This is a genomic window from Rhodospira trueperi, assembly GCF_900101965.1.
Classification (GTDB): domain Bacteria; phylum Pseudomonadota; class Alphaproteobacteria; order Rhodospirillales; family Rhodospirillaceae; genus Rhodospira; species Rhodospira trueperi.
Genome location: NZ_FNAP01000009.1, coordinates 98,896 through 117,531 on the forward strand (window position 1 = coordinate 98,896; position 18,636 = coordinate 117,531).

General features: G+C 67.3%; 16 protein-coding genes and 1 other RNA gene. 5 read left to right on the forward strand and 12 right to left on the reverse strand.

Annotated features, from left to right (window positions below; genetic code table 11):
• Positions 1-12: 12 nt before the first annotated feature.
• Positions 13-528, forward strand: coding sequence for a GNAT family N-acetyltransferase (locus BLS85_RS12580; protein WP_092786821.1), 516 nt, complete (start codon positions 13-15; stop codon positions 526-528).
• 428 nt (positions 529-956) lie between these two features.
• Here BLS85_RS12580 and BLS85_RS12590 read toward each other — a convergent pair whose 3' ends face one another.
• From BLS85_RS12590 to ssrA, 3 genes are all read right to left on the reverse strand, one after another.
• The gene (locus BLS85_RS12590) at positions 957-1,496 is read right to left on the reverse strand and encodes a DUF4269 domain-containing protein (RefSeq protein ID WP_092786824.1); all 540 of its coding nucleotides are present in this window, start codon (positions 1,494-1,496) and stop codon (positions 957-959) included.
• 150 nt (positions 1,497-1,646) lie between these two features.
• Positions 1,647-3,677 carry a GGDEF domain-containing protein gene (locus tag BLS85_RS12595; protein WP_245699218.1) on the reverse strand — a complete coding sequence of 677 codons (2,031 nt, stop codon included), beginning with the start codon at positions 3,675-3,677 and terminating at the stop codon, positions 1,647-1,649.
• A gap of 423 nt (positions 3,678-4,100) precedes the next feature.
• Positions 4,101-4,176, reverse strand: a transfer-messenger RNA (tmRNA) gene (ssrA, locus tag BLS85_RS12600).
• Between the two features lie 211 nt (positions 4,177-4,387).
• On the opposite strand from ssrA, the gene cysK reads away from it, so the two are divergent.
• The gene (cysK, locus tag BLS85_RS12605) at positions 4,388-5,356 is read left to right on the forward strand and encodes a cysteine synthase A (protein ID WP_176793697.1); all 969 of its coding nucleotides are present in this window, start codon (positions 4,388-4,390) and stop codon (positions 5,354-5,356) included.
• A 117-nt stretch (positions 5,357-5,473) separates the two neighbouring features.
• Here the strand turns inward: cysK and BLS85_RS12610 are convergent, their stop codons facing one another.
• From BLS85_RS12610 to BLS85_RS12640, 7 genes are all read right to left on the reverse strand, one after another.
• Positions 5,474-6,346 carry a 3-hydroxybutyryl-CoA dehydrogenase gene (locus BLS85_RS12610; protein ID WP_092786828.1) on the reverse strand — a complete coding sequence of 291 codons (873 nt, stop codon included), beginning with the start codon at positions 6,344-6,346 and terminating at the stop codon, positions 5,474-5,476.
• A 51-nt stretch (positions 6,347-6,397) separates the two neighbouring features.
• Positions 6,398-7,336, reverse strand: a complete 939-nt coding sequence (locus BLS85_RS12615) for an electron transfer flavoprotein subunit alpha/FixB family protein (protein WP_092786830.1) — start codon at positions 7,334-7,336, stop codon at positions 6,398-6,400.
• A 2-nt stretch (positions 7,337-7,338) separates the two neighbouring features.
• The gene (locus BLS85_RS12620; protein WP_092786832.1) at positions 7,339-8,088 is read right to left on the reverse strand and encodes an electron transfer flavoprotein subunit beta/FixA family protein; all 750 of its coding nucleotides are present in this window, start codon (positions 8,086-8,088) and stop codon (positions 7,339-7,341) included.
• A 141-nt stretch (positions 8,089-8,229) separates the two neighbouring features.
• On the reverse strand, positions 8,230-8,709 hold the full coding sequence (locus BLS85_RS12625; protein ID WP_092786834.1) for a cupin domain-containing protein: 480 nt from the start codon (positions 8,707-8,709) through the stop codon (positions 8,230-8,232).
• A 19-nt stretch (positions 8,710-8,728) separates the two neighbouring features.
• Positions 8,729-9,850, reverse strand: coding sequence for a RuBisCO large subunit C-terminal-like domain-containing protein (locus BLS85_RS12630; RefSeq protein ID WP_092786836.1), 1,122 nt, complete (start codon positions 9,848-9,850; stop codon positions 8,729-8,731).
• A 235-nt stretch (positions 9,851-10,085) separates the two neighbouring features.
• The gene (locus tag BLS85_RS12635) at positions 10,086-13,025 is read right to left on the reverse strand and encodes a PAS domain-containing protein (protein ID WP_176793698.1); all 2,940 of its coding nucleotides are present in this window, start codon (positions 13,023-13,025) and stop codon (positions 10,086-10,088) included.
• 216 nt (positions 13,026-13,241) lie between these two features.
• On the reverse strand, positions 13,242-13,616 hold the full coding sequence (locus tag BLS85_RS12640; RefSeq protein WP_092786956.1) for a GcrA family cell cycle regulator: 375 nt from the start codon (positions 13,614-13,616) through the stop codon (positions 13,242-13,244).
• A gap of 674 nt (positions 13,617-14,290) precedes the next feature.
• On the opposite strand from BLS85_RS12640, the gene BLS85_RS12645 reads away from it, so the two are divergent.
• Positions 14,291-14,719, forward strand: coding sequence for a bacteriohemerythrin (locus BLS85_RS12645; RefSeq protein ID WP_092786840.1), 429 nt, complete (start codon positions 14,291-14,293; stop codon positions 14,717-14,719).
• 16 nt (positions 14,720-14,735) lie between these two features.
• Here the strand turns inward: BLS85_RS12645 and BLS85_RS12650 are convergent, their stop codons facing one another.
• The gene (locus BLS85_RS12650) at positions 14,736-15,458 is read right to left on the reverse strand and encodes a DUF1045 domain-containing protein (protein WP_176793700.1); all 723 of its coding nucleotides are present in this window, start codon (positions 15,456-15,458) and stop codon (positions 14,736-14,738) included.
• Positions 15,458-16,612 carry an alpha-D-ribose 1-methylphosphonate 5-triphosphate diphosphatase gene (locus tag BLS85_RS12655; RefSeq protein ID WP_092786845.1) on the reverse strand — a complete coding sequence of 385 codons (1,155 nt, stop codon included), beginning with the start codon at positions 16,610-16,612 and terminating at the stop codon, positions 15,458-15,460. Before BLS85_RS12655 ends, BLS85_RS12650 begins: the two co-directional genes overlap by 1 nt.
• Before the next feature lie 353 nt (positions 16,613-16,965).
• On the opposite strand from BLS85_RS12655, the gene phnF reads away from it, so the two are divergent.
• A complete protein-coding gene (phnF, locus tag BLS85_RS12660; RefSeq protein WP_092786847.1) occupies positions 16,966-17,688 on the forward strand; it encodes a phosphonate metabolism transcriptional regulator PhnF in 723 nt (240 codons plus the stop codon).
• 170 nt (positions 17,689-17,858) lie between these two features.
• On the forward strand, positions 17,859-18,527 hold the full coding sequence (folE, locus tag BLS85_RS12665) for a GTP cyclohydrolase I FolE (RefSeq protein WP_092786849.1): 669 nt from the start codon (positions 17,859-17,861) through the stop codon (positions 18,525-18,527).
• Positions 18,528-18,636: the final 109 nt, after the last annotated feature.

Below are 18,636 nucleotides of genomic sequence, written 5' to 3' on the forward strand. Positions count from 1 at the left end.
CCCAGGGTGGTCATGGCGCATCGGTTGGTCGACGTCCGACTCCCGCGCGCGGCGGATGCGTCAGCATTGGGGGCGATGTGGCGGCGGTCCATCGAAGGCCTGTGTTCAGCCGATCACGGTGGAGACCCCGCCCTCATCGCCGCCTGGACCGCCAACAAGACCAAGGGCCACCTTGCGACGGCCTTCGCCGACCAGACCCTGTCGTGGGTGCTGGCCTGCGATCCGCAGACGGGGGACATCCTCGGCGTGGCCCTTCTCGGCCCCGGCGGGACCGTGATGGCGCTGTACGTTGACCCCACGGCCGTCCGCTGCGGGGTGGGCTCGCGCCTGCTCCGCGCTGTTGAAGAAGAGGCGGCAGAGCACGGCATAACCCGCCTTTCCCTTGAGAGCACCGCCACGGCCCGCCCTTTTTACGCCGCGCGGGGCTTCCGTGACAGCGGCCCGCCTATCGCGGTGTTCGCGGGATTGCGCGCATGGCCGATGGACAAGGAGTTGGGAGAGGGGTCGTCTGAGGCCGTATCCTCATGAACCCTGGCACCATGGCCGTGCCGCGACGAGCCTAAAGGCGGCAAGGAAGAGCGCCTGGGCTCCTTCGCGGGGTAGGATGAAAGCCACCCAGGGCAAGGTGAACCCGGGGATGGTGACTGAGTTGTTGAAGAAGAAGATGGGGGGTGATTTCGTAGGGCGGATTCGCCGCGTAGCGGCAATCCGCCGCATGCGGAACAGCCATGGCGGGTTGCGCCTGCGGCGCGAACCCGCCCTACGGGCTCCCTCCTGCAGCCTCGATACCGGGCACAACCTCTGACCGTCATGCTACGTCATCCGGCACGCGGCGTCACCGGTCGGTGCGGCAAGGCGGCGGCGACACCCGGCTTGGCAGACATTCACCGGCACTGGGAAACGTCCTGCGGCAAGGCCCCTGATGACCGCTCCGTCCCCGCAGGGTGCGGTCGACCTCAGGGTCGGGCGCCTCTTGGCATCCGGGCGGCCTCGATCATCGTGCGAAGCTCGTCATCGGCCAGATCCTCCAACGCAAGAAGCGCCTCATAAGGATCACCGGGGAGCGCTAAGACCCTGGCAAAGGCGGCCTCCGTCTTTACTCCGTCCCGTTTCAAACGCACAACCTGCTCTCGCAGGTGCGGTCCCAACGTCAGAAGTCTGTCTTCGATACGAAAATGGCGAACGCCCCACTGATCTTCTGTCGCACGCCGTTGGCAGAACAGTTCGATCTCCCACCCCATCGCGGAGAACGAGGCGATCACAGCGGGGTCGTGGAGATGCTCCGCGGCGCGGAGCGAGAACGAGTCCCTGTGTCCGAACGCGCGCACCGCGACATCGTTGAACCGTGCAAGGTCCGGCGTTGAACAGACGATATCGATATCACTCGACTCCGTGGCGATGCCGAGGGGCGGCGTGCCAATGACAATGGGGTTGAAGGTCGCGAGGTGCCTCAGAAGACCAAGCGTCTCGATCACGTCCTTGTAGCAGGGCTTCATGGGGCGCGCTTTCTGTTCCGGACGCCGGCATGGCCGGTCGTTCTCTTCGGCACGGCGGGTCGCGACCTGAGGTCAAGGCCCGCAGACCGCCGCCACACGGCGTCAGCCCGGCTCCTCCGGCTCCGCCCCGGGGTGGTCGGTTGGGTCGAATTACGGCGACTCCTCCGCAATCCAACAGTTGCGGCCGCTGGCCTTGGCAGCGTACAGGTTCCGGTCGGCACGCTCGATCAGGTCGTGGGGGTCCAGAGCCGGCGGCCGTTCCCAGGCCAGGCCGGCGCTGATCGTCACCACCGCATGGGGGCCGCCGCCGGGGTGCGGGATGCCCAGGGCGGCCACCTCCGAGATCAGGCGCGCCACCACCCCCCGGGCGCCATCGGTCCCCTCCCGCAACAGCACGGCGATCTCCTCCCCACCGTAGCGATAGACGCTGTCGGTGGGTCGCACGGTGTCGCGCATGCGCTGCGCCACCTTGCGCAACACCTCATCGCCCTCGGCGTGACCGTGGGTGTCGTTGTAGATCTTGAAGTGGTCGATGTCGCACAGGATCAGCGCCACGGGACCATCGCCCTGGCGCCGGCCCTGGGCGGCAGCCAGATCGGCGTCCAGGGCGCGCCGGTTGCCGATTCCCGTCAGGGGATCGGTGGTGGTCTGCGCTTGCAACCGTCGATTGGCGATTTCCAGCTCTCGGGTGCGGATTGCGATCTCGCGATCCAGGATCGCTTCCTGCCGGGCGACCTGGCCGGCCATGTCGCGGACCGTGCAGGCGAGCAGGCCGATTTCATTGCGGGCCGTCTCGGGCAGGGACAGGGCGCCGGCGGCGACCTCGGCATGGCGGCCGGCGGCCACCGCCTCCGCCGCGCGGGTCAGCGCCGACAGCGGCGCGCCCACCCGGCGATGCATGACGAAGGCCACCCCCAGCGCCAGGATCAGCGCCAGCACGCCACCGAACACCAGCACCATGCTGGCCGCCCGATGGGCCGCCCCGGTGACGACCGCCTTCGGGTAGACGACCACGTACCACCAGCCGGGGCCGGCCAGTTCCGTCGCCCCCAGCCAGGCGGCGCCCCGTTCATCCTCGACCAGCCAGAGCGACGGGTCGGATGCCCCGACGTGGGCGATGCTCAGCAGGTCGTAGCGGCGGCTGAGGTCGGCGTCGCCCACATCCGCGATTTCCTGAACCCCGCCCTCCTCGTCCAGCAGGCCGCTGGGCTCCGACCAGGCCACCAGCTGATCGCGCCCGGGATCGACCACGAACCGGCTGGCCCCGGGGAGGGTCTCGGTGTCCAGGCGCGCCATCAGCGCGTCCAGCGGCACGTCGTGGCCGATGTTGATGAGGTGGCGGCCGTCCAGATCCACCGGCATCTGGTAGGTCACCATCCAGATCCCGGCGGTGTGGTCGTGATATAGGCCGGTCCAGACGTCGGCGCGCTCGGGGTTTTCCTCGGGGAAGGTCGCGCGGATCACAGACCCCGAGGCGGTCTGAAGGTCGGCCCGGGCCTGCAGGCCCCACGGAACTTCCGGCCAGTAGTTCACCAGGGTGTGTTCCGGCGTCGAGACCGCCGTGTTGACGAAGTCCCGGTCCCAGGCCGGCCCGAACCGCGACAGCAGCCGCAGGGCCAGCACCAGACGCCGCTTCAGGTCGGCCGAGGGCTCGCCCTCGACGCTGCTGACGAATCCGCTCAGGCCGGCGTGGGGCAGGCCGGCGCCATCGACCGTCCCGGTGAAATGACGGCGGTGGGTGCGCAGGGCGCCTTGGGGGCCGCGGTGGAACCAGGTGTCGAAATCGGCGTCGGTCACGGGAATGTCCTGGGTGTTCCCGTACATCTCCAAGAACTCGGCCTTGAACGTCTCGGCGTTGGCGCGGGCATTCCGGAACAGCGTGGTCTCGATCAGCCATTGCTGGGTCAGGAAGTCCCGCAGACGGTCCAGGGCCTGGGCGCGGCCGGCCTCAAAGACGTAGGCATACCCGCCCACGCTCATGACCGCGATGCACAGCAGCGCCACCCCGGCCAGCCGCCACGTGGCCTGGCGGGCCAGGGTGGTCGGCCGCCGGGGCCGGGACGCCCGGGGCGGCTGCGGACGCAACGTCCCTGCGGTCGCGGCGGCCTCGCCGGAGCCGGTGTCGGGCGGGGGCGTGCCATCGGGTGCGGCCGGGGCACGGGGTGTCTCGCTATGGGCCACGGTTGGGGTCCCTCGGGCCATCGCCGGAACGGCGGCCAATAAACGAAGCAAATGCGGGATATGGTTAGCACAATTGTACCAGAACGCTCCCGTTGAAGGGATGCCCCCAAAAGTCAGGGGTTTGGGCGGCCGGCTTCGGTGCGGTGAGACAACCCCATCGCCCCCCGCGCCGGCCCTTGAAAAGCAAGCACCGCTGAATGCCGGGCCTGTCTTGGGCGGCGTGACGTCCGAGGGCAAGGCGCTTTCACCGGCCGAGGATAGGGTTGACTCGTCGGGTTTAGGGCACGACGCGGAACCGCCGGCGCTGAGTCATTGTTTCTCTCGCCGCGGAGACCCACGGCCGGACGGTTCAATCCTATCGTCGGTCGGGCTTATTGGCATGAAAAAGGGGCTAGCCCTTCCAGGCTAACCCCTTGTTTTCATTGGTGGAGCCGAGGGGAATCGAACCCCTGACCTCAGCAGTGCGATTGCTGCGCTCTCCCAACTGAGCTACGGCCCCAAAGCGCGCCGCCCGGAGGCCCGGCGCGGCGGAGAGGCGAGACGATGCTGCGCGGCGCGCCTAAAGTCAAGGGGCGAGTTGGGCTTCGGCGCACACCCGATTTTTCGGGTTCGTCCCAACCCTGCCCCTTTGCATTCGCACCCGGATCCCTTAAATACGGTGTTGGTTCGGATTAATGCAGAATACTACGCACAGACAACGGAGTTTCGACATGGACACCGCCGCCCACCCCGCCGCCGCCTTCCGTGGCCGCGTCTACGACAGCATCACCGACACCATCGGTGCCACGCCTCTGGTGCGCCTGTCCCGCTTCGCAGAGGCTCGCGGGGCCAAGGGCGAAATCCTGGGCAAATGCGAGTTCTTCAACCCGCTGGCCTCCGTGAAGGACCGCATCGGCGCCGCCATGATCGAGGCCGCCGAGGCTGATGGGCGCCTGAAGCCGGGGGCCACCCTGGTCGAGCCGACCTCCGGCAACACCGGCATCGCGCTGGCCTTCGTATGCGCCGCCAAGGGCTATCGGCTGATCCTGACCATGCCGGAAAGCATGTCGATCGAACGGCGGAAGATGCTGAAGCTGCTGGGGGCGGAACTCGACCTGACCCCGCCGGCCAAGGGTATGAACGGCGCCGTCGATCGGGCACGCGAACTGGTGGACAGCATCCCGGGCGCCGTCATGCTGCAACAGTTCGAGAACCCGGCCAATCCGGAGGTGCACCGCAGGACCACGGCCGAGGAGATCTGGGCCGACACCGACGGCGGGGTCGACGCCGTGGTGGCCGGCATCGGCACCGGCGGCACCATCACCGGCGTCGGCGAGGTACTGAAGGCCCGCAAGCCGTCGGTGCGCATGATCGCCGTGGAGCCGGAGGACAGCCCGCTGCTCAGCGGCGGCAGCCCGGGGCCGCACAAAATCCAGGGGATCGGCGCCAACTTCGTGCCGGCGATCCTGAACACCGGGATCTATGACGAGGTGCTGGGCATCGGCAACGAGACCGCCTTCGCCACAGCGCGGGAGGTGGCCCGGCTGGAGGGTTTGCCGGTCGGCATTTCCTCCGGCGCGGCGCTGGCGGCGGCGGTGGAGGTGGCCGGGCGCGCCGACATGGCCGGCAAGCGGATCGTGGTCATCCTGCCGTCGTTTGCCGAACGCTACCTGTCGACCCCCTTGTTCGAGGGGCTGTGAGTCGCTTCCGGAGTCGAAGCCGCCACGTCTTGCGCCCGTTCCGGCGGATTGGGGCTTCGCCCCGAATCCGCCCTACGGGACGCGATGGCCGGGGGCCACCGTCTTCCGAAAGGGAGCCTACCGCGTCGGCACCGGCGTCTCGCCGGTGTAGTCGTAGAAGCCGCGCCCGGTCTTGCGACCCAGCCAGCCGGCCTCGACGTACTTCACCAGCAACGGGCACGGCCGGTACTTGGAGTCGGCCAAGCCCTCGTAGAGCACCTGCATGATGGCCAGCACGGTATCCAGGCCCACGAAGTCGGCCAGTTCCAGCGGCCCCATGGGGTGGTTGGCCCCCAGGCGCATGGCGGTGTCGATGGCCTCGACGCCGCCGACGCCCTCGTACAGGGTGTAGACGGCCTCGTTGATCATCGGCATCAGGATGCGGTTGACGATAAAGGCCGGGAAGTCCTCCGACGGCACGGAGGTCTTGTCCAGCGTCTCGGCCACGGCGCGGACGAGCTGATAGGTTTCCTCGGCGGTGGCGATGCCCCGGATCAACTCCACCAGCTTCATGCGGGGCACCGGGTTCATGAAGTGCATGCCGATGAACTTGCCCGGACGGTCGGTGACCGCGCCCAGGCGCGTGATGGAGATCGACGAGGTGTTGGAGGCCACCACGCACTCGGGCGTCAGGTGCGGGCACACCTCGGTCAGGATCTGGCGCTTGACGGCCTCGTGCTCGGTGGCCGCCTCGATGACCAGATCGCAGTCGCCGAACTGTTCCATGCCCAGACCGGGGGCGACACGGGCCAGCGCCGCGTCCCGATCCGCCTCCGTCATCCAGCCGCGCCCGATGTGCCGGGTCATGGTGTTGCTGATGGTCTCCATGCCCTTGTCCAGGGCCGCCTGACTGACATCGGTCAGGCGGACCTCGAAGCCGGCCACGGAACAGACGTGACTGATCCCGGTGCCCATCTGGCCGGCGCCGATGACGCCGATCTTCTTGATCATGATGCGGTCCTTGTGATGAACGGGGGGCGGGCGCCCGATCGGCGGACCCGCTTATTTCGCCAGTTCCGCCTCCAGTTCCGGCACCGCCTTGAACAGATCGGCGACGAGGCCGTAGTCGGCGACCTGGAAGATCGGCGCCTCCTCGTCCTTGTTGATGGCGACGATGACCTTGGAATCCTTCATGCCGGCCAGATGCTGGATGGCGCCGGAGATGCCGACCGCCACGTACAACTCGGGCGCCACGATCTTGCCGGTCTGGCCGACCTGGAAGTCATTGGGAGCGTAGCCCGCGTCCACCGCCGCACGGCTTGCGCCGACGGCGCCGCTCAGCTTGTCGGCCAAGCCCTCGATGTGATGGAAGTCCTCCATCGAGCCGACGCCACGCCCGCCGGACACGACCACCCGGGCGCTGGTCAGTTCGGGCCGCTCGGAACTGCTGAGTTCCGAACTCACGTACTTGGACAGGCCGGGGTCCTCGCCGGCCGGCAGGTCCTCGACCGTGGCCGCGCCGCTGCCGTGCGGGGCCTTGTCGAACGAGGTGCCCCGCACGGTGATGACCTTCGGAGTGTCCGCCGTCTGCACGGTGGCCATGGCGTTGCCGGCGTAAATCGGGCGCACGAAGGTATCGGGCGAGACCACGGCGGCAATGTCGGAGACCTGGGCGACATCCAGCAGCGCGGCGACGCGCGGCATGGTGTTCTTGCCCAGGGTGTCGGCAGGTGCCAGGACGTGGCTGTAGTCCTTGGCAGCAATGCCGGAGATCAGGGCAGCGAAGGGCTCGGCCCGGTGGTGGCCGTACAGCGGCGAATCGCAGTACAGCACCTTGGAGACCCCCTCCAGCTTCGCGGCATCATCGGCGGCGGCGCGGCAGTTCTCGCCGGCGATCAGCACGGTGATGTCACCGCCGATCTCGCGCGCGGCGGTCATGGTGGACAGGGTGGCCTGACGGACGGCGGTGTTGTCGTGGTCAGCGATGACGAGAATGGCCATGGTCAGATCACCTTCGCTTCGTTGCGCAGCTTGTCCACCAGCGTGGGTACGTCGGGCACCATCACACCGGCCTGACGTTCCGGCGGCTCCTCGACCTTCAGGGTCTTCAGGCGCGGAGCCACGTCGACCCCCAGGCTCCCGACCTCGATGGTCTCAATGGGCTTCTTCTTCGCCTTCATGATGTTGGGCAGCGAGGCATAGCGCGGCGTGTTCAGGCGCAGATCGACGGTGCCGACGCACGGCATCTTGACCTCGATGGTCTCCAGGCCGCCGTCGATCTCGCGCGTCATGGTCGCGACACCGTCGCCGATAGCGACCTTCGACAGGAACGTCGCCTGCGGCCAGCCCAGCAGCCCGGCGAGCATCTGGCCGGTCTGGTTGCTGTCGTCGTCGATGGCCTGCTTGCCCAGCAGCACCAGATCGGGCGTTTCCTTCTCGACCAGGGCCTTGAACAGCTTGGCGACGGCCAGCGGCTGCAACTCATCGTCGCTCTTGACCAGGATGCCGCGATCGGCGCCCATGGCGAGCGCGGTGCGGATGGTCTCCTGGCACTGTTGCGGTCCCATGGAGACGGCGATCACCTCGGTGGCAGTACCGGCCTCCTTCAGGCGCACGGCCTCCTCGACGGCGATCTCGTCGAAGGGGTTCATGGACATCTTGACGTTGGCCGTCTCGACTCCGGTCTTGTCCGCCTTGACACGGATCTTGACGTTGTAGTCGACGACGCGCTTGACGGCGACAAGGACCTTCATGGCGTTTCCCTGTTCATTTTCTGGCGGCATTCGGTGGACTCAGGGCGCGATCGCGAACCCGCACCCTTTTCGCATTGCAGTGTATCTAAGGGGTCCGGCCCGGGGCTGTCAAATCCGCGGCGCAGACACCGGCCGCGACCCTTACGTCGGGTCCTGACCGTCGAGGAAGGCGGCGACGGCCGGCGTAGAGCGCAGTCCGTACAGATCGTCACTGTCTGGCAGCTGCGGGCGGTCGCGTTCGGCGTTGACCATGCACAGGAAGCCCATGGGCTCCTCGCCCCAGGTGCGGAACTGGTGCCACGTCATGGGCGGGATCAGCACCAGGTCATGCGGCGCCACCCGCCGCACGGTGGCGCCGACCAGACACATGGCCTCGCCGCGCAGGATCATGACGCCGTGCGCGTGCTCGTGGCGTTCCAGGGTGGTGTGACCGCCCGGCGCGACCTCGAAATAGCGCAGTTCGCCGGCCAGGAACGGTTCCGAGAACAGCACCTGACGGGACACCGCCTTGAACGGCGCGCTGCCCTCCTCCTTGTAGGCCATCAGATCGACGCCCTGCCAGCGGAAGGGCTCGGTCGGTCCGCGAAAGCGGGGGGTCTGGGTCAGGGTGTCGTCGCGCATCGACCGCGCTCTCCCGGGTCTATTCGGCCACGGCGGGGACGGCCCCGCTCAGGTCGGCCACATGGTCGCAAAAGGCGCGCGTCTCCTCCACCAGCCGCTCGCGGGCCAGCAGCAGGCCACCGCCGATCAAGAGCATGACGTCGCGACCGTAGCATTCGATCATCTCTGGCACCCGATCCAGCGTCATACCGCCAGCCGGCACCGGCATGGCCGGCTTCAGGCCGCTCCAGGCCCGCGTCGCGCGCCGGCCCAGCGTGACACAGACATCGCGGGTGAAAGCAAAGCGCCCTCCATGATTGGTGTAGATCACCGCATCCCCACCCATCAAGCGAAACAGCGTGCCGTGCAGGAACGGCGGGTCGATGCGTTGCGCGCCGGTCATGGTCGGGTGGGTGAAAAAGGCGAAGTCCGGGGCCTCCCGCACCAGCGCCTGGAACGCCGGGAAGCCGGCGATCATCGGCTGGATCATGGCGCAGTCCAGGCCCTCGTCACGGGCCAGCCGGATCATCGCGCGCAGCCGGTCCAGATCGCCGGTCAGGCTGGGGATGTAGCGGGTCGGCACGCCCGTCTCCTCGCGCGCCTTGCGCACGGCGGCGGCGATGGCCGGCACCCGCTCGTCATAGGGCGCGCTGGACTGATCGGCGAGGCCGTGGTCGTCCTTGATGTAGTCCAGCCCACCCAGCGCGAACCGATACGCCAGATCCGCCAGCCCGGCCGTGGACAGACCCTGCGGCTTCAGCGCCGAGCACGTCAGCGCCCGGTCGGCCCCCCCGACCCGTTCCCGCAGCCCCTGGATGCCGTGACGCGGGCCACCGAACGCCTCCAGCACATCGGGCGGAAAGTCGGCATCGACCAGAACCGTGTCCGGCTGGATCGAGGTGTTGCCGTAGATCATGTTGAGCAACTGCCCGGCCTCACCCGCCACGGTCTCGCTGGCCAGCCCGACGCGCACCCGGTAAAGCCCCGGCGACAGCTCCGCGATGTCCTGAACCTCGCCCACCACCTCGTCCAGCACGCGCTGTTCGGTGATGGCGGGGATCGGCATCTCCACCGATTGCTCGACGGCGATGCCCTTGGCGCGAGCCTCAATGGCGTCGGCCTCGGCGGTGACATGGTAGGTGACAACGATGCGCGGGCTCATGCGGGCCTTCCTGCGGGAGAACGGACGAAAGCGGTCATCCTAGCGCAAACGCCGAAGGCGTCAAACCGCGCGCACTTGGCTGAAACAGCTTTCACGCTGGGCCATTCTTACCGGACGACGACAGGATTGACTCGTCCAGCTTGGGAGCATGACGGCGAACTGGCTTTGTCGGATCGTTTGTCTCTCGCCGTAGCGCCCCCTTTGGGGCGCGCGGCGGCGCGAGGCCACCTGGCGGTCACGTCCGCAGGCGATCCCCGGAACTCGCCACGCGCTGGGAGCGTTGGCGCACCAGTTGGTCATGGGTGCGCCGCACATGGTCCAACATCTGCGGCAAAATGGAGGACATCGACTGCCACCCCACCGCGCCGGGCCGCCGTTCGGGATCTTGGTTCTGAAGCCACCGATTCACCGAGAACATCAGCGAGTCCGACTCCGCCAGCATGTCCTCGTCCGCGGAGGCCGGCCGCTCGCCGAACAGGTCGTCGCCGTGGGCATGCACGAACACTCGGTAAGCCTCAACCTCCTGAACCAGGAACTCCGCCTCGCCCTGGGCGGTCTGGGCCGGAGCACCGCGCTCACGCACCGTGTGCGACAGGTTCCGCATGCGCGAGACGATCCGCATCTGATGCATATTGAGCATATTGACCAAGTCGGCGATGGGGAGCGTCCGGCTTTCGGCCCGTTGGGTCCAGGTCAGGCCCCGTTTCGGCAGGGTGAAGCGGATCACCGCGCCGCCGGTCGGCGCGTCGTCGATGGCAATGGTCCCGCCGTGACGTTCGACAATCTTCTTGCACAGGGCGAGACCGACCCCGGTGCCCGCGGTTTCGCGCTGGGCGTCCAGGCGCTGGAACACCCCAAAGGCCTTGTCGCGCTGGTCGGCTGGAATGCCCGACCCATTGTCGGCCACCGACACGGCCCAGGTGGCTCCGGCCTCATCCGCGCAGGCAATCGAAATCTCCGGGACCCGGTCGGCCGGCACGAACTTCACCGCGTTTCCGACAAGGTTCTGCATCAACCGGACCAGTTGCGGATGATCGCCGACCACGAGGGGCAGGTGTCCGTTCACCGTGACCCGGGCATTCCGTTCCGCGATCGCGGCGGTCAGGTTCTGAAGCGCCTCATCGACCACCGCCGTCAGCGAGACCGGCAGGGCATCAATCTCGGCGCTGCCGGCGCGGGAGTACTCCAGCAAATCCAGGATCATCGCGTTCATGCGCCTGGCCCCGTCGGAAGCGAACGCCATCCACTCGCGGACCTCGGGGTCGATGTCCGGGCCCAGGCGCCGGTCGATGAGCCCCAGAAACCCGCCGACCATGCGCAGCGGTTCGCGCAAATCATGTGACACCGCGTAGGCGAACTGGCTGAGATCGGTGTTGGACCGTGCCAGGCGGGCTTCCAGACGGGTGTGTTCCGAGATGTCGTGCACGATCCAGTGGACCCGGCTCAAAGACCCGTCCGGGGCACGCTGGACCCAAGCTTTGACGTGGACCGTGATTTCCAGGCCGTCGGGACGGACCAGTGTCAGATCGCCGCCATCCCCCGACCCGTCCAGGAGCGCGGATATCCGACCGGCATCTTCTGGGCGTTCGGCGCGGGAGCCCGGGGCCAGCATATGATGGATTGAGCGCCCTCTCACGTTCTGTGGTGTCTCGCCGAACAGCGAGCAGAAGGGCGTGTTGGCCTCAAGGATCCGGCCGTCCCGATCGAACGCGATATAGGCCACGCCCGCTTTTTCATGTAGGGCCCGGAACTGCTCCTTGCTGGCCCGCAACGCCGCCTCGAAGGTCTTGCGATCATTGATGTCGATGTTGGTGCCGACGATGCGCAACGGGCGGTCGTCGCGTCGCTCCAGGACTCGACCGCGCATCTCGACCCACAGCCATTTGCCATCGCTCGCGCAGTACCGCACCTCCAGGCAGAAGGAATCGCTGTCGGCAAACTGGTTCATGGCTCGTTCCCAGACGGTCGAGGCGTCATCCGGATGGAGCATCTCCAACCAAGCCTCGAACGTGACCGGGAAGGCATTCTCAGGGTAACCCAGCATCTCGAAGAACCCGGGATCGACGTCGAACACCCCCGTCTTCAGGTTCACGTCCCAGGTCCCGTACCGGAGCGCCCGCGCCACCATCCGGTAGCGGTCCTGCACCGCGCGCAGGGTTTCCTCCTGGCGCACGCGCCCCGTGATATCCACGATCAGGCCGTGCCAGAGAACGCTGCCATCGGGCAACGGCTCCGGTTGCGACCGCCCCTCGACCCAGATTTCGCCCTTGGTCGGGTGGCTGACGCGGTACTGTTCCTGCCAGACGGTCAAGGTTCGGGCGGAGTGCAGGATCGACGCCATGATGCGGTCGACGTCATCGGTGTGCAGCACATCGACAATGGGCAGCGCGTCCTCGCGGACCTGATCCGGCGTCACGCCGTAGATGTCCTGAATGCCGTCGCTGGCGTAGGGAAATGCGGAGCGTCCGTTCGGCCACAGGCGGTACTGGTACAGCACGCCCGGAACCAGTGCGGCGATGCGGAACAACCGGCTTTCGGCCGCACGCGCCTCGTCCGTGCGATGGGCGAGCAGTTGCTCCGCGCGGATCGACGCCGCCTGGGCCCGCGCCCCGGTCAAGCCGCGGCGCGCGATCTCGTGGGCCATCGAGCGCAGAAACCGAAGGATGACGGGAAAACGGGCCTCCTCCACCACCGGCACCATCGCCACGGCGTCGGCATACGCCTGGGACGAAACGCCCAAGGTGCCGCCCATTTCCGCGACCCGGTCCGGATCGGGCGCGGCGGTCAGAAACTGACCGATCATCAGATTGGCGATGTGGATCCCGTCCACCTCGATCCGGCTGACGCATTCAGTCAGACCGAGAGGACACGCCTGGATCACCGCGTCCTCGTCACCGGTCAGACGGCGGGCCATCTCCCTCTTGTTTTCAAGGCAGGTCTGGCGGGATGGCGATCCCTCTTCCAGATACATCGCGCAAAGGGCCGTGGAGTCCGAGGCCACGACAACCCGCCCCGCGCGGTCGAGCACCGCCGCCGACAGGCCGGTCATGTCGCGCAGGTCCTGGAGCAGATCCCGCATGCCAGCGAAATCGACGCAGGCCAGAATCTCGGCTTCCGTGACGGCAGGGGCACCGGAAAAGACGGCCTGCTGTTCGCCGACATCCGCGCCAAGCACGTTTGGTGTTTCCGATGACATTTCGGACGCCGGCCGAGGCACGCGCGGATCCGCGAAGTCGCTGTGCATGCCGCCAGGACCTTGAAGAAAAAACTGACGCTAAAAATACGCCATGGCCGACGTCACGACAATATGAACGGACGTCAAGGGCGCGCGCGCGATTCCGCGCGCATTACGGCTTTCGACCGGAGACCATGGCTGGCGGACGGAGCGCGATCAGGCGGCGTCCTCGTCCTTGCCGCCGCGGTTGGAGGAATTGACGTAGGCGATGGCGGCGTGTTCCGCACAATACGGCTTTCCAGGGATCGCCGGCTTACCGCAGAAATGGAACCCGGGTTCGCGCGGATCGCCGATGGGCCAACGGCAAGTGTGCGCCGAGAGGTCGATGACCGAGCGGATCTTCGGTTCCGGCTTGGCCTTTTCCTGCTTCATCCGCTTGATGGGGGACGGACGCCCCTTCAGCCCCAGGCGGTGCGCCTTGCCGACCACGGCGTTTTTCGAGACTCCGAGAGCTTTGCCGATCTCACCGGTTGTCAGGCCCTCGCCCCACAAGCGCTTGAGCTCTTCCACGCGCTCATCTGTCCACACCACGGTCATGCCGCTCTCCAAACCTTCCGCACCCGGTCTTGTTGTCAGGCCCTGGGGCCATGACTTTCAGACTATACCATCAGGCCGGTTCGTCCACCACCGCCGCGATTCGGCGACTCACCGCCAAGATGCCCCGCCCCAAAAAAAAGGGGCCGCGCACAGGCGCGGCCCAAGTTTAGGGAGGAAACGTCCAAGATACACAACACGGCTTCGCGGCGCGAAGGGACCCCGTGCTGCAATGCGATATATTGCCGATCCTGCGTTCCCTGTAAAGGGGGAAATGGAAAAAGTTTCAAAGTGTTCCGTTGATGCTGCGGCGCACAAAACACAACCCGGAGGATCCCTCGCCGTACAACGACCGGGCCGAGTTCCCGGACCGACACACCGCACGGACACCGACGCGGGGGCTGGGAACGCCCTGTCAGCCGCCCGATCACTGCCGCCGTCACCGATCCGTTCGGTCCACAGGGGCGGAGCAGACGCAGGCACCGATTCCCTCGCGCGCCATCTTGGTGTATAGGCGCGCATAGAATCTGGCCCGACGCATTGCGCAATCGCAACGCCATCGTGTCCGCGAGCCTCTAACACGCGAACCCTGTGGCACGAATGCGACACGGCGAACACGGCGGGCAGAGGGCGGCCGGCAATGGGCTCGGACAGCGGACAGGGGGCCGGAGATGGCATTGATCGAATGGAAAGACCGCATGAGCGTGGGTGTCGAGGCGCTCGACCAGGATCACCGGCGGCTGATCGACCTGCTCAATCAGATGCATGCCCTGGTTCGTGGAGAGGCCTGCGACAGCACCCCCATCGACATCGTCCGCGACCTGATCCGTTATACCGAGTATCACTTTGAGTGCGAGGAGCGCCTGATGCGCCTGGGCCGCTATCCGGCCTATGAGGAACATGTCAGCATTCACCGCGACATCCGCCGACGCATGATCAGCTTCGAGCAGAAGTTTCTCGAAGATCCGGCCGAGGTCCACCTGTTGCCGCTGTACGACTTCCTTGCGGACTGGCTGATGCGCCACATCCTGCGCGAGGACCAGAAATACCGGCCTTACCTGACGCGCGACGGCGAAGCCATGCCCAACGACGCGGCCTGAACGGCGGCCGGCGCGGTCACCCGCCGCCGGAGGCCGTGAACGGGACCCGCCGCACCAGACGGAACGGTGTCGTCCGGTCTGCCTGAAAAAACACAGACAGGCTATCCACGGGCGCCGACTCGGCGGTCACCGGCGCGAACAGCTCTCTCAACGCCGCGACCGTGGCCGCGCGCTCGCCATCATCGTCGAGTCGTCCGGTCAGCGTCATGTGGAACCGGAACGCCTCCATGACATAGGGATAGCCCCACCGCTCCAGCAGGGCGTGCTGACCGGCGGTCAGTCCGGCGGCGCGGCGCTTCTCCAGGTCGGCGGCCGACGGCGGCGCCCGGAAAGCGTCGAACACTTGCACGCAGTGTGCCGCCAGTTCATCGAGCAGTGCCGACGGCGCCGACGGCACCAGAGCGATGAACCCGTCCAACGGGGCCACCATGAACGGCGGCAGGGTGAAAGGCGCCTGGGTGGCGGCGAAGGACTCCACGGCGGCCATCAGATCCTCCGCCCGGCACCCCTCCGCCAGGGCGAACGGGGCTTTCAGGGTGCCGTGAAAGCCGTAGAAACGGGGGCTCTCGGTCAGGGCCTCGGCCCGGGCTGGATCGATGCCGGCCACGACGGGGCGCTCGACCCGCTCGTCCGTGGTCACATCCCGGCCTAGCCAGCGCCGGGCGAGGTCCTCCAGGACCGATCCCGCCGGGGGAGCGTAGTACAGGGCGAAGCGGGCCTGGGTTCCAACCGGGTCCATCAGCACACCCGCCGTCCGTCGCGCCAGACCTCGCGCGGCAGCGGCACGCCGTCAACCCGCGCCACCCGCACCAAGTCCGCCTTCTTGCCCGCCGCGATGCGACCCCGGTCGGGCAGGCCGACCATGTCGGCGACATTGGCGCTGACCATGGCCACGCCCGCCGGCAACGGCAGGTCGATCAGATCCGACAGGTGAAAGGCGGCCTGGACAAGGCTGGAGGGCACATAGTCCGACGACAGGCCGTCCAGCACGCCGTCCCGCGCCAGATCGATGGCTGAAACGTTGCCGGAGTGGGAGCCGCCCCGCACCACATTGGGCGCGCCCAGGATCGTCTTCATCCCCGCCGCGTGGGCCTTGGCGGCGGCGGTGTAGGTCGTCGGGAACTCGGCGATGGTCGCCCCTTCCGCCAGGGCCTCGTCCACATGCGCCTCGGTGGTGTCGTCATGGGTGGCCAGGACAATGTCCTCGCGCGTCCGCGCCATGGACAGGATCAACGCCCGGTGCTTGTGGGCGTACCGGTCTTGGTCGGCCAGCCGTTGCTCAACCCGAGCGTTGAACTGCTCGTCGCTCCAGCCCTTATCGCTGTCGAACTGGCGCAGTTTGGACAGGTCCGACCACTGGCGCTGGCCCGGCGTATGGTCCATCAAGGACACTAGCCGCACCAGCGGATCGGCGCGGTAGGGCTCGAAGATCTCGACCACGCACGGATCGCAGACCTCGCAACGCAGATGCAGCAGGTGCTCCACCCGAAGAACGCCCTCGGCGTCGGCGTGCTTCACGGCGGCGATCTGGTCGGCGAGCATCTGCCGGCGCATGGAGCCCTCGTCGTACTGCCCGCACGAGATGGCGTCGAAGACGGTGGTGATGCCGGCGGCGGCGATTTGCGCATCATGGGCGGTCACAGCCGCCAGCGGCGAGGGCCACAGTACCCCCGGGCGCGGCTGGAAGTGCTTTTCCATGTGATCGGTGTGCATCTCGATCAGCCCGGGCAGCAGATAATCGCCCTCCAGGTCCACGGCGCCAGGCACGGTGGAGCGGCCCTCGTCCACGGCGGCGATCAGGCCGTCGCGGACCAGAACCGTGGCGTTATCAAGGGTCGTATCGGGTGTCACGACGCGGGCATTGGTGAGAATCAGGGTTTCGGCGGTGCTCATTGCGGCTTGGGTCCGGATCTGGGTCAGGGGAAAACGGGCGGGCCCCGTCGGATCGGGTCTTGTCGGAAAAGGATGGACGGCGGTCAAGCAACAGGACCATGACAAGTGGATCCGTTCGGAGCCGGTGGCAAGGACACGCCCCCGCTTCGGGTTGGGCGGATTGGGCCGCCGTCCGGCCCGGCGGATGACCGTCGAAGTGGTATAGACAACTCGCCCAACCCCGCTTAGGCTGCCCTGTCCTCAGGCGATCCGGCACTGGCAGCGTCAGGGTGCTTTCGACTGGCGTCGCAACGATCGTGCATTGTGCGTTCACCGGCTTTCCTGGGAGGGTCGGGACTTCCGGAGGGGTTCGAATGGTCTTGCCGCGTCGCGGCGGAGTCGCTCTGTGGCGACAGATCCAGATGCATCTTGAGCGCCAGTTGTCGGACGGAAGCCTGCAACCGGGCGACCGCCTTCCCACCGAGGCGCAGTTGTCCGAGCAGTTCGGCGTCAACCGCCACACCGTGCGCCGCGCCCTGGCGGGACTGGAGACGCGGGGCTTGATCCGGGTCGAGCAGGGGCGCGGCACCTTCGTGCGCGAGGACGTTCTGGCCTATCGGATTTCCGAGCGCACACGTTTCACCGAGAACGTCGCGGGCGAACAGCGATCCCCTGCCCGCACGCTTGTCAGCGCCACGGAACGCCCGGCCGATGCGGCGGTGGCCGGGGCCTTGGGTCTCGCCCCGGATGCGCTCGTGCTGTCCGTGGAGATGGTGGGCGACTCCGACGGACGGCGCATCAGCTTCAGCGAGCACCAGTTCCCGGCGGCCTTATTCCCCGGCCTCGCCGAGGCCATGCAGGCCGAACTGTCCGTCTCTCGGGCGCTGCGGCGGGTTGGGATCGTGGACTATCGTCGGAAGTGGACCCGGGTGACCGCGCGGATGCCGTCGGGCCGTGAGGCGGACATGCTCCAACAGCCCCGCACCCGGCCCGTTCTGGTGTCCGAGAGCGTCAACGTCGATCCCGACGGCCGCCTGATCGAGTTCGGCCTGACGCGCTTCAACAGCGATTGGGTGCAGATCGTCCTGGAGCCGTGACCGGACCCTTGTCAGCGCGACCGGCCGGTCATACGTGAAAATCAAGCCCCGGGACGCGATCCGAGGCCCGCCGATCATGCCGGTGGGAGGCCAGGGATCCGATGCCGACCGGACAGCGTATCCGAAGGGACCCCGACACGCTCCACGGATCACCACAGGAACACGGCCCCATGCCTCTCGACCGCCCCCCCGGCAAGCCTCACCCGTATTCCGACTACCGCGACGCCGCCGGCCGGTTGCATCCCGACCCCGATACCGGACCCGACCCCCGCCCCAGCCGCGAGGAGGCTGAGGAGGCCGTGCGCACCCTGCTGCGGTGGGCCGGGGACGATCCCACCCGGGAAGGCCTGTTGGATACACCGAAGCGGGTCGCGGCGGCCTATGAGGAGTTCTTCGCCGGATACGCCGAAGACCCCCGCGATATTCTGATGCGCACCTTCGAGGAGGTGGAGGGCTACGATGAAATGGTGGTCCTGCGCGACATCCGCCTCGAGTCACACTGCGAGCATCACATGGTGCCCATCATCGGCAAGGCCCATGTCGCCTATCTCCCGGACAGTCGGGTCGTCGGCATTTCCAAACTGGCCCGGGTCGTCGATGCCTACGCGAAACGGCTGCAGATCCAGGAGACCCTGACCGCCCAGATCGCGAACACGATCAATGACGTCCTCGCCCCCAAGGGCGTGGCCGTGGTCATCGAGGCCGCGCATCAGTGCATGACCACGCGCGGCGTGCACAAGCCCGGGGTGACGATGGTCACCAGCCGCATGCTCGGCGCGTTCCGGACCAGTTCCGACACGCGCCGCGAGTTCCTGTCGATGATCAACGGGGGCGGTTGACCGCGCCACACCAGACCCGGTGTTCCCGTTTCATGAAATCCGGGGGGGGCTCCCCCCGGATCTTGATCACGATGCCGGTGACCCCCTGTTCAACCCCGCCGCCATTCGA

Bases quoted from the DNA above. Each gene is read 5' to 3' on its own strand.
- BLS85_RS12620 (WP_092786832.1), bottom strand. From the start codon at position 8,088: ATGAAGGTCCTTGTCGCCGTCAAGCGCGTCGTCGACTACAACGTCAAG.
- BLS85_RS12610 (WP_092786828.1), bottom strand. From the start codon at position 6,346: ATGATCAAGAAGATCGGCGTCATCGGCGCCGGCCAGATGGGCACCGGG.
- BLS85_RS12615 (WP_092786830.1), bottom strand. From the start codon at position 7,336: ATGGCCATTCTCGTCATCGCTGACCACGACAACACCGCCGTCCGTCAG.
- BLS85_RS12580 (WP_092786821.1), top strand. From the start codon at position 13: ATGGCGCATCGGTTGGTCGACGTCCGACTCCCGCGCGCGGCGGATGCG.
- BLS85_RS12590 (WP_092786824.1), bottom strand. From the start codon at position 1,496: ATGAAGCCCTGCTACAAGGACGTGATCGAGACGCTTGGTCTTCTGAGG.
- BLS85_RS12655 (WP_092786845.1), bottom strand. From the start codon at position 16,612: ATGAGCACCGCCGAAACCCTGATTCTCACCAATGCCCGCGTCGTGACA.
- BLS85_RS12650 (WP_176793700.1), bottom strand. From the start codon at position 15,458: ATGGACCCGGTTGGAACCCAGGCCCGCTTCGCCCTGTACTACGCTCCC.
- BLS85_RS12645 (WP_092786840.1), top strand. From the start codon at position 14,291: ATGGCATTGATCGAATGGAAAGACCGCATGAGCGTGGGTGTCGAGGCG.
- cysK (WP_176793697.1), top strand. From the start codon at position 4,388: ATGGACACCGCCGCCCACCCCGCCGCCGCCTTCCGTGGCCGCGTCTAC.
- BLS85_RS12625 (WP_092786834.1), bottom strand. From the start codon at position 8,709: ATGCGCGACGACACCCTGACCCAGACCCCCCGCTTTCGCGGACCGACC.
- phnF (WP_092786847.1), top strand. From the start codon at position 16,966: ATGGTCTTGCCGCGTCGCGGCGGAGTCGCTCTGTGGCGACAGATCCAG.
- BLS85_RS12630 (WP_092786836.1), bottom strand. From the start codon at position 9,850: ATGAGCCCGCGCATCGTTGTCACCTACCATGTCACCGCCGAGGCCGAC.
- folE (WP_092786849.1), top strand. From the start codon at position 17,859: ATGCCTCTCGACCGCCCCCCCGGCAAGCCTCACCCGTATTCCGACTAC.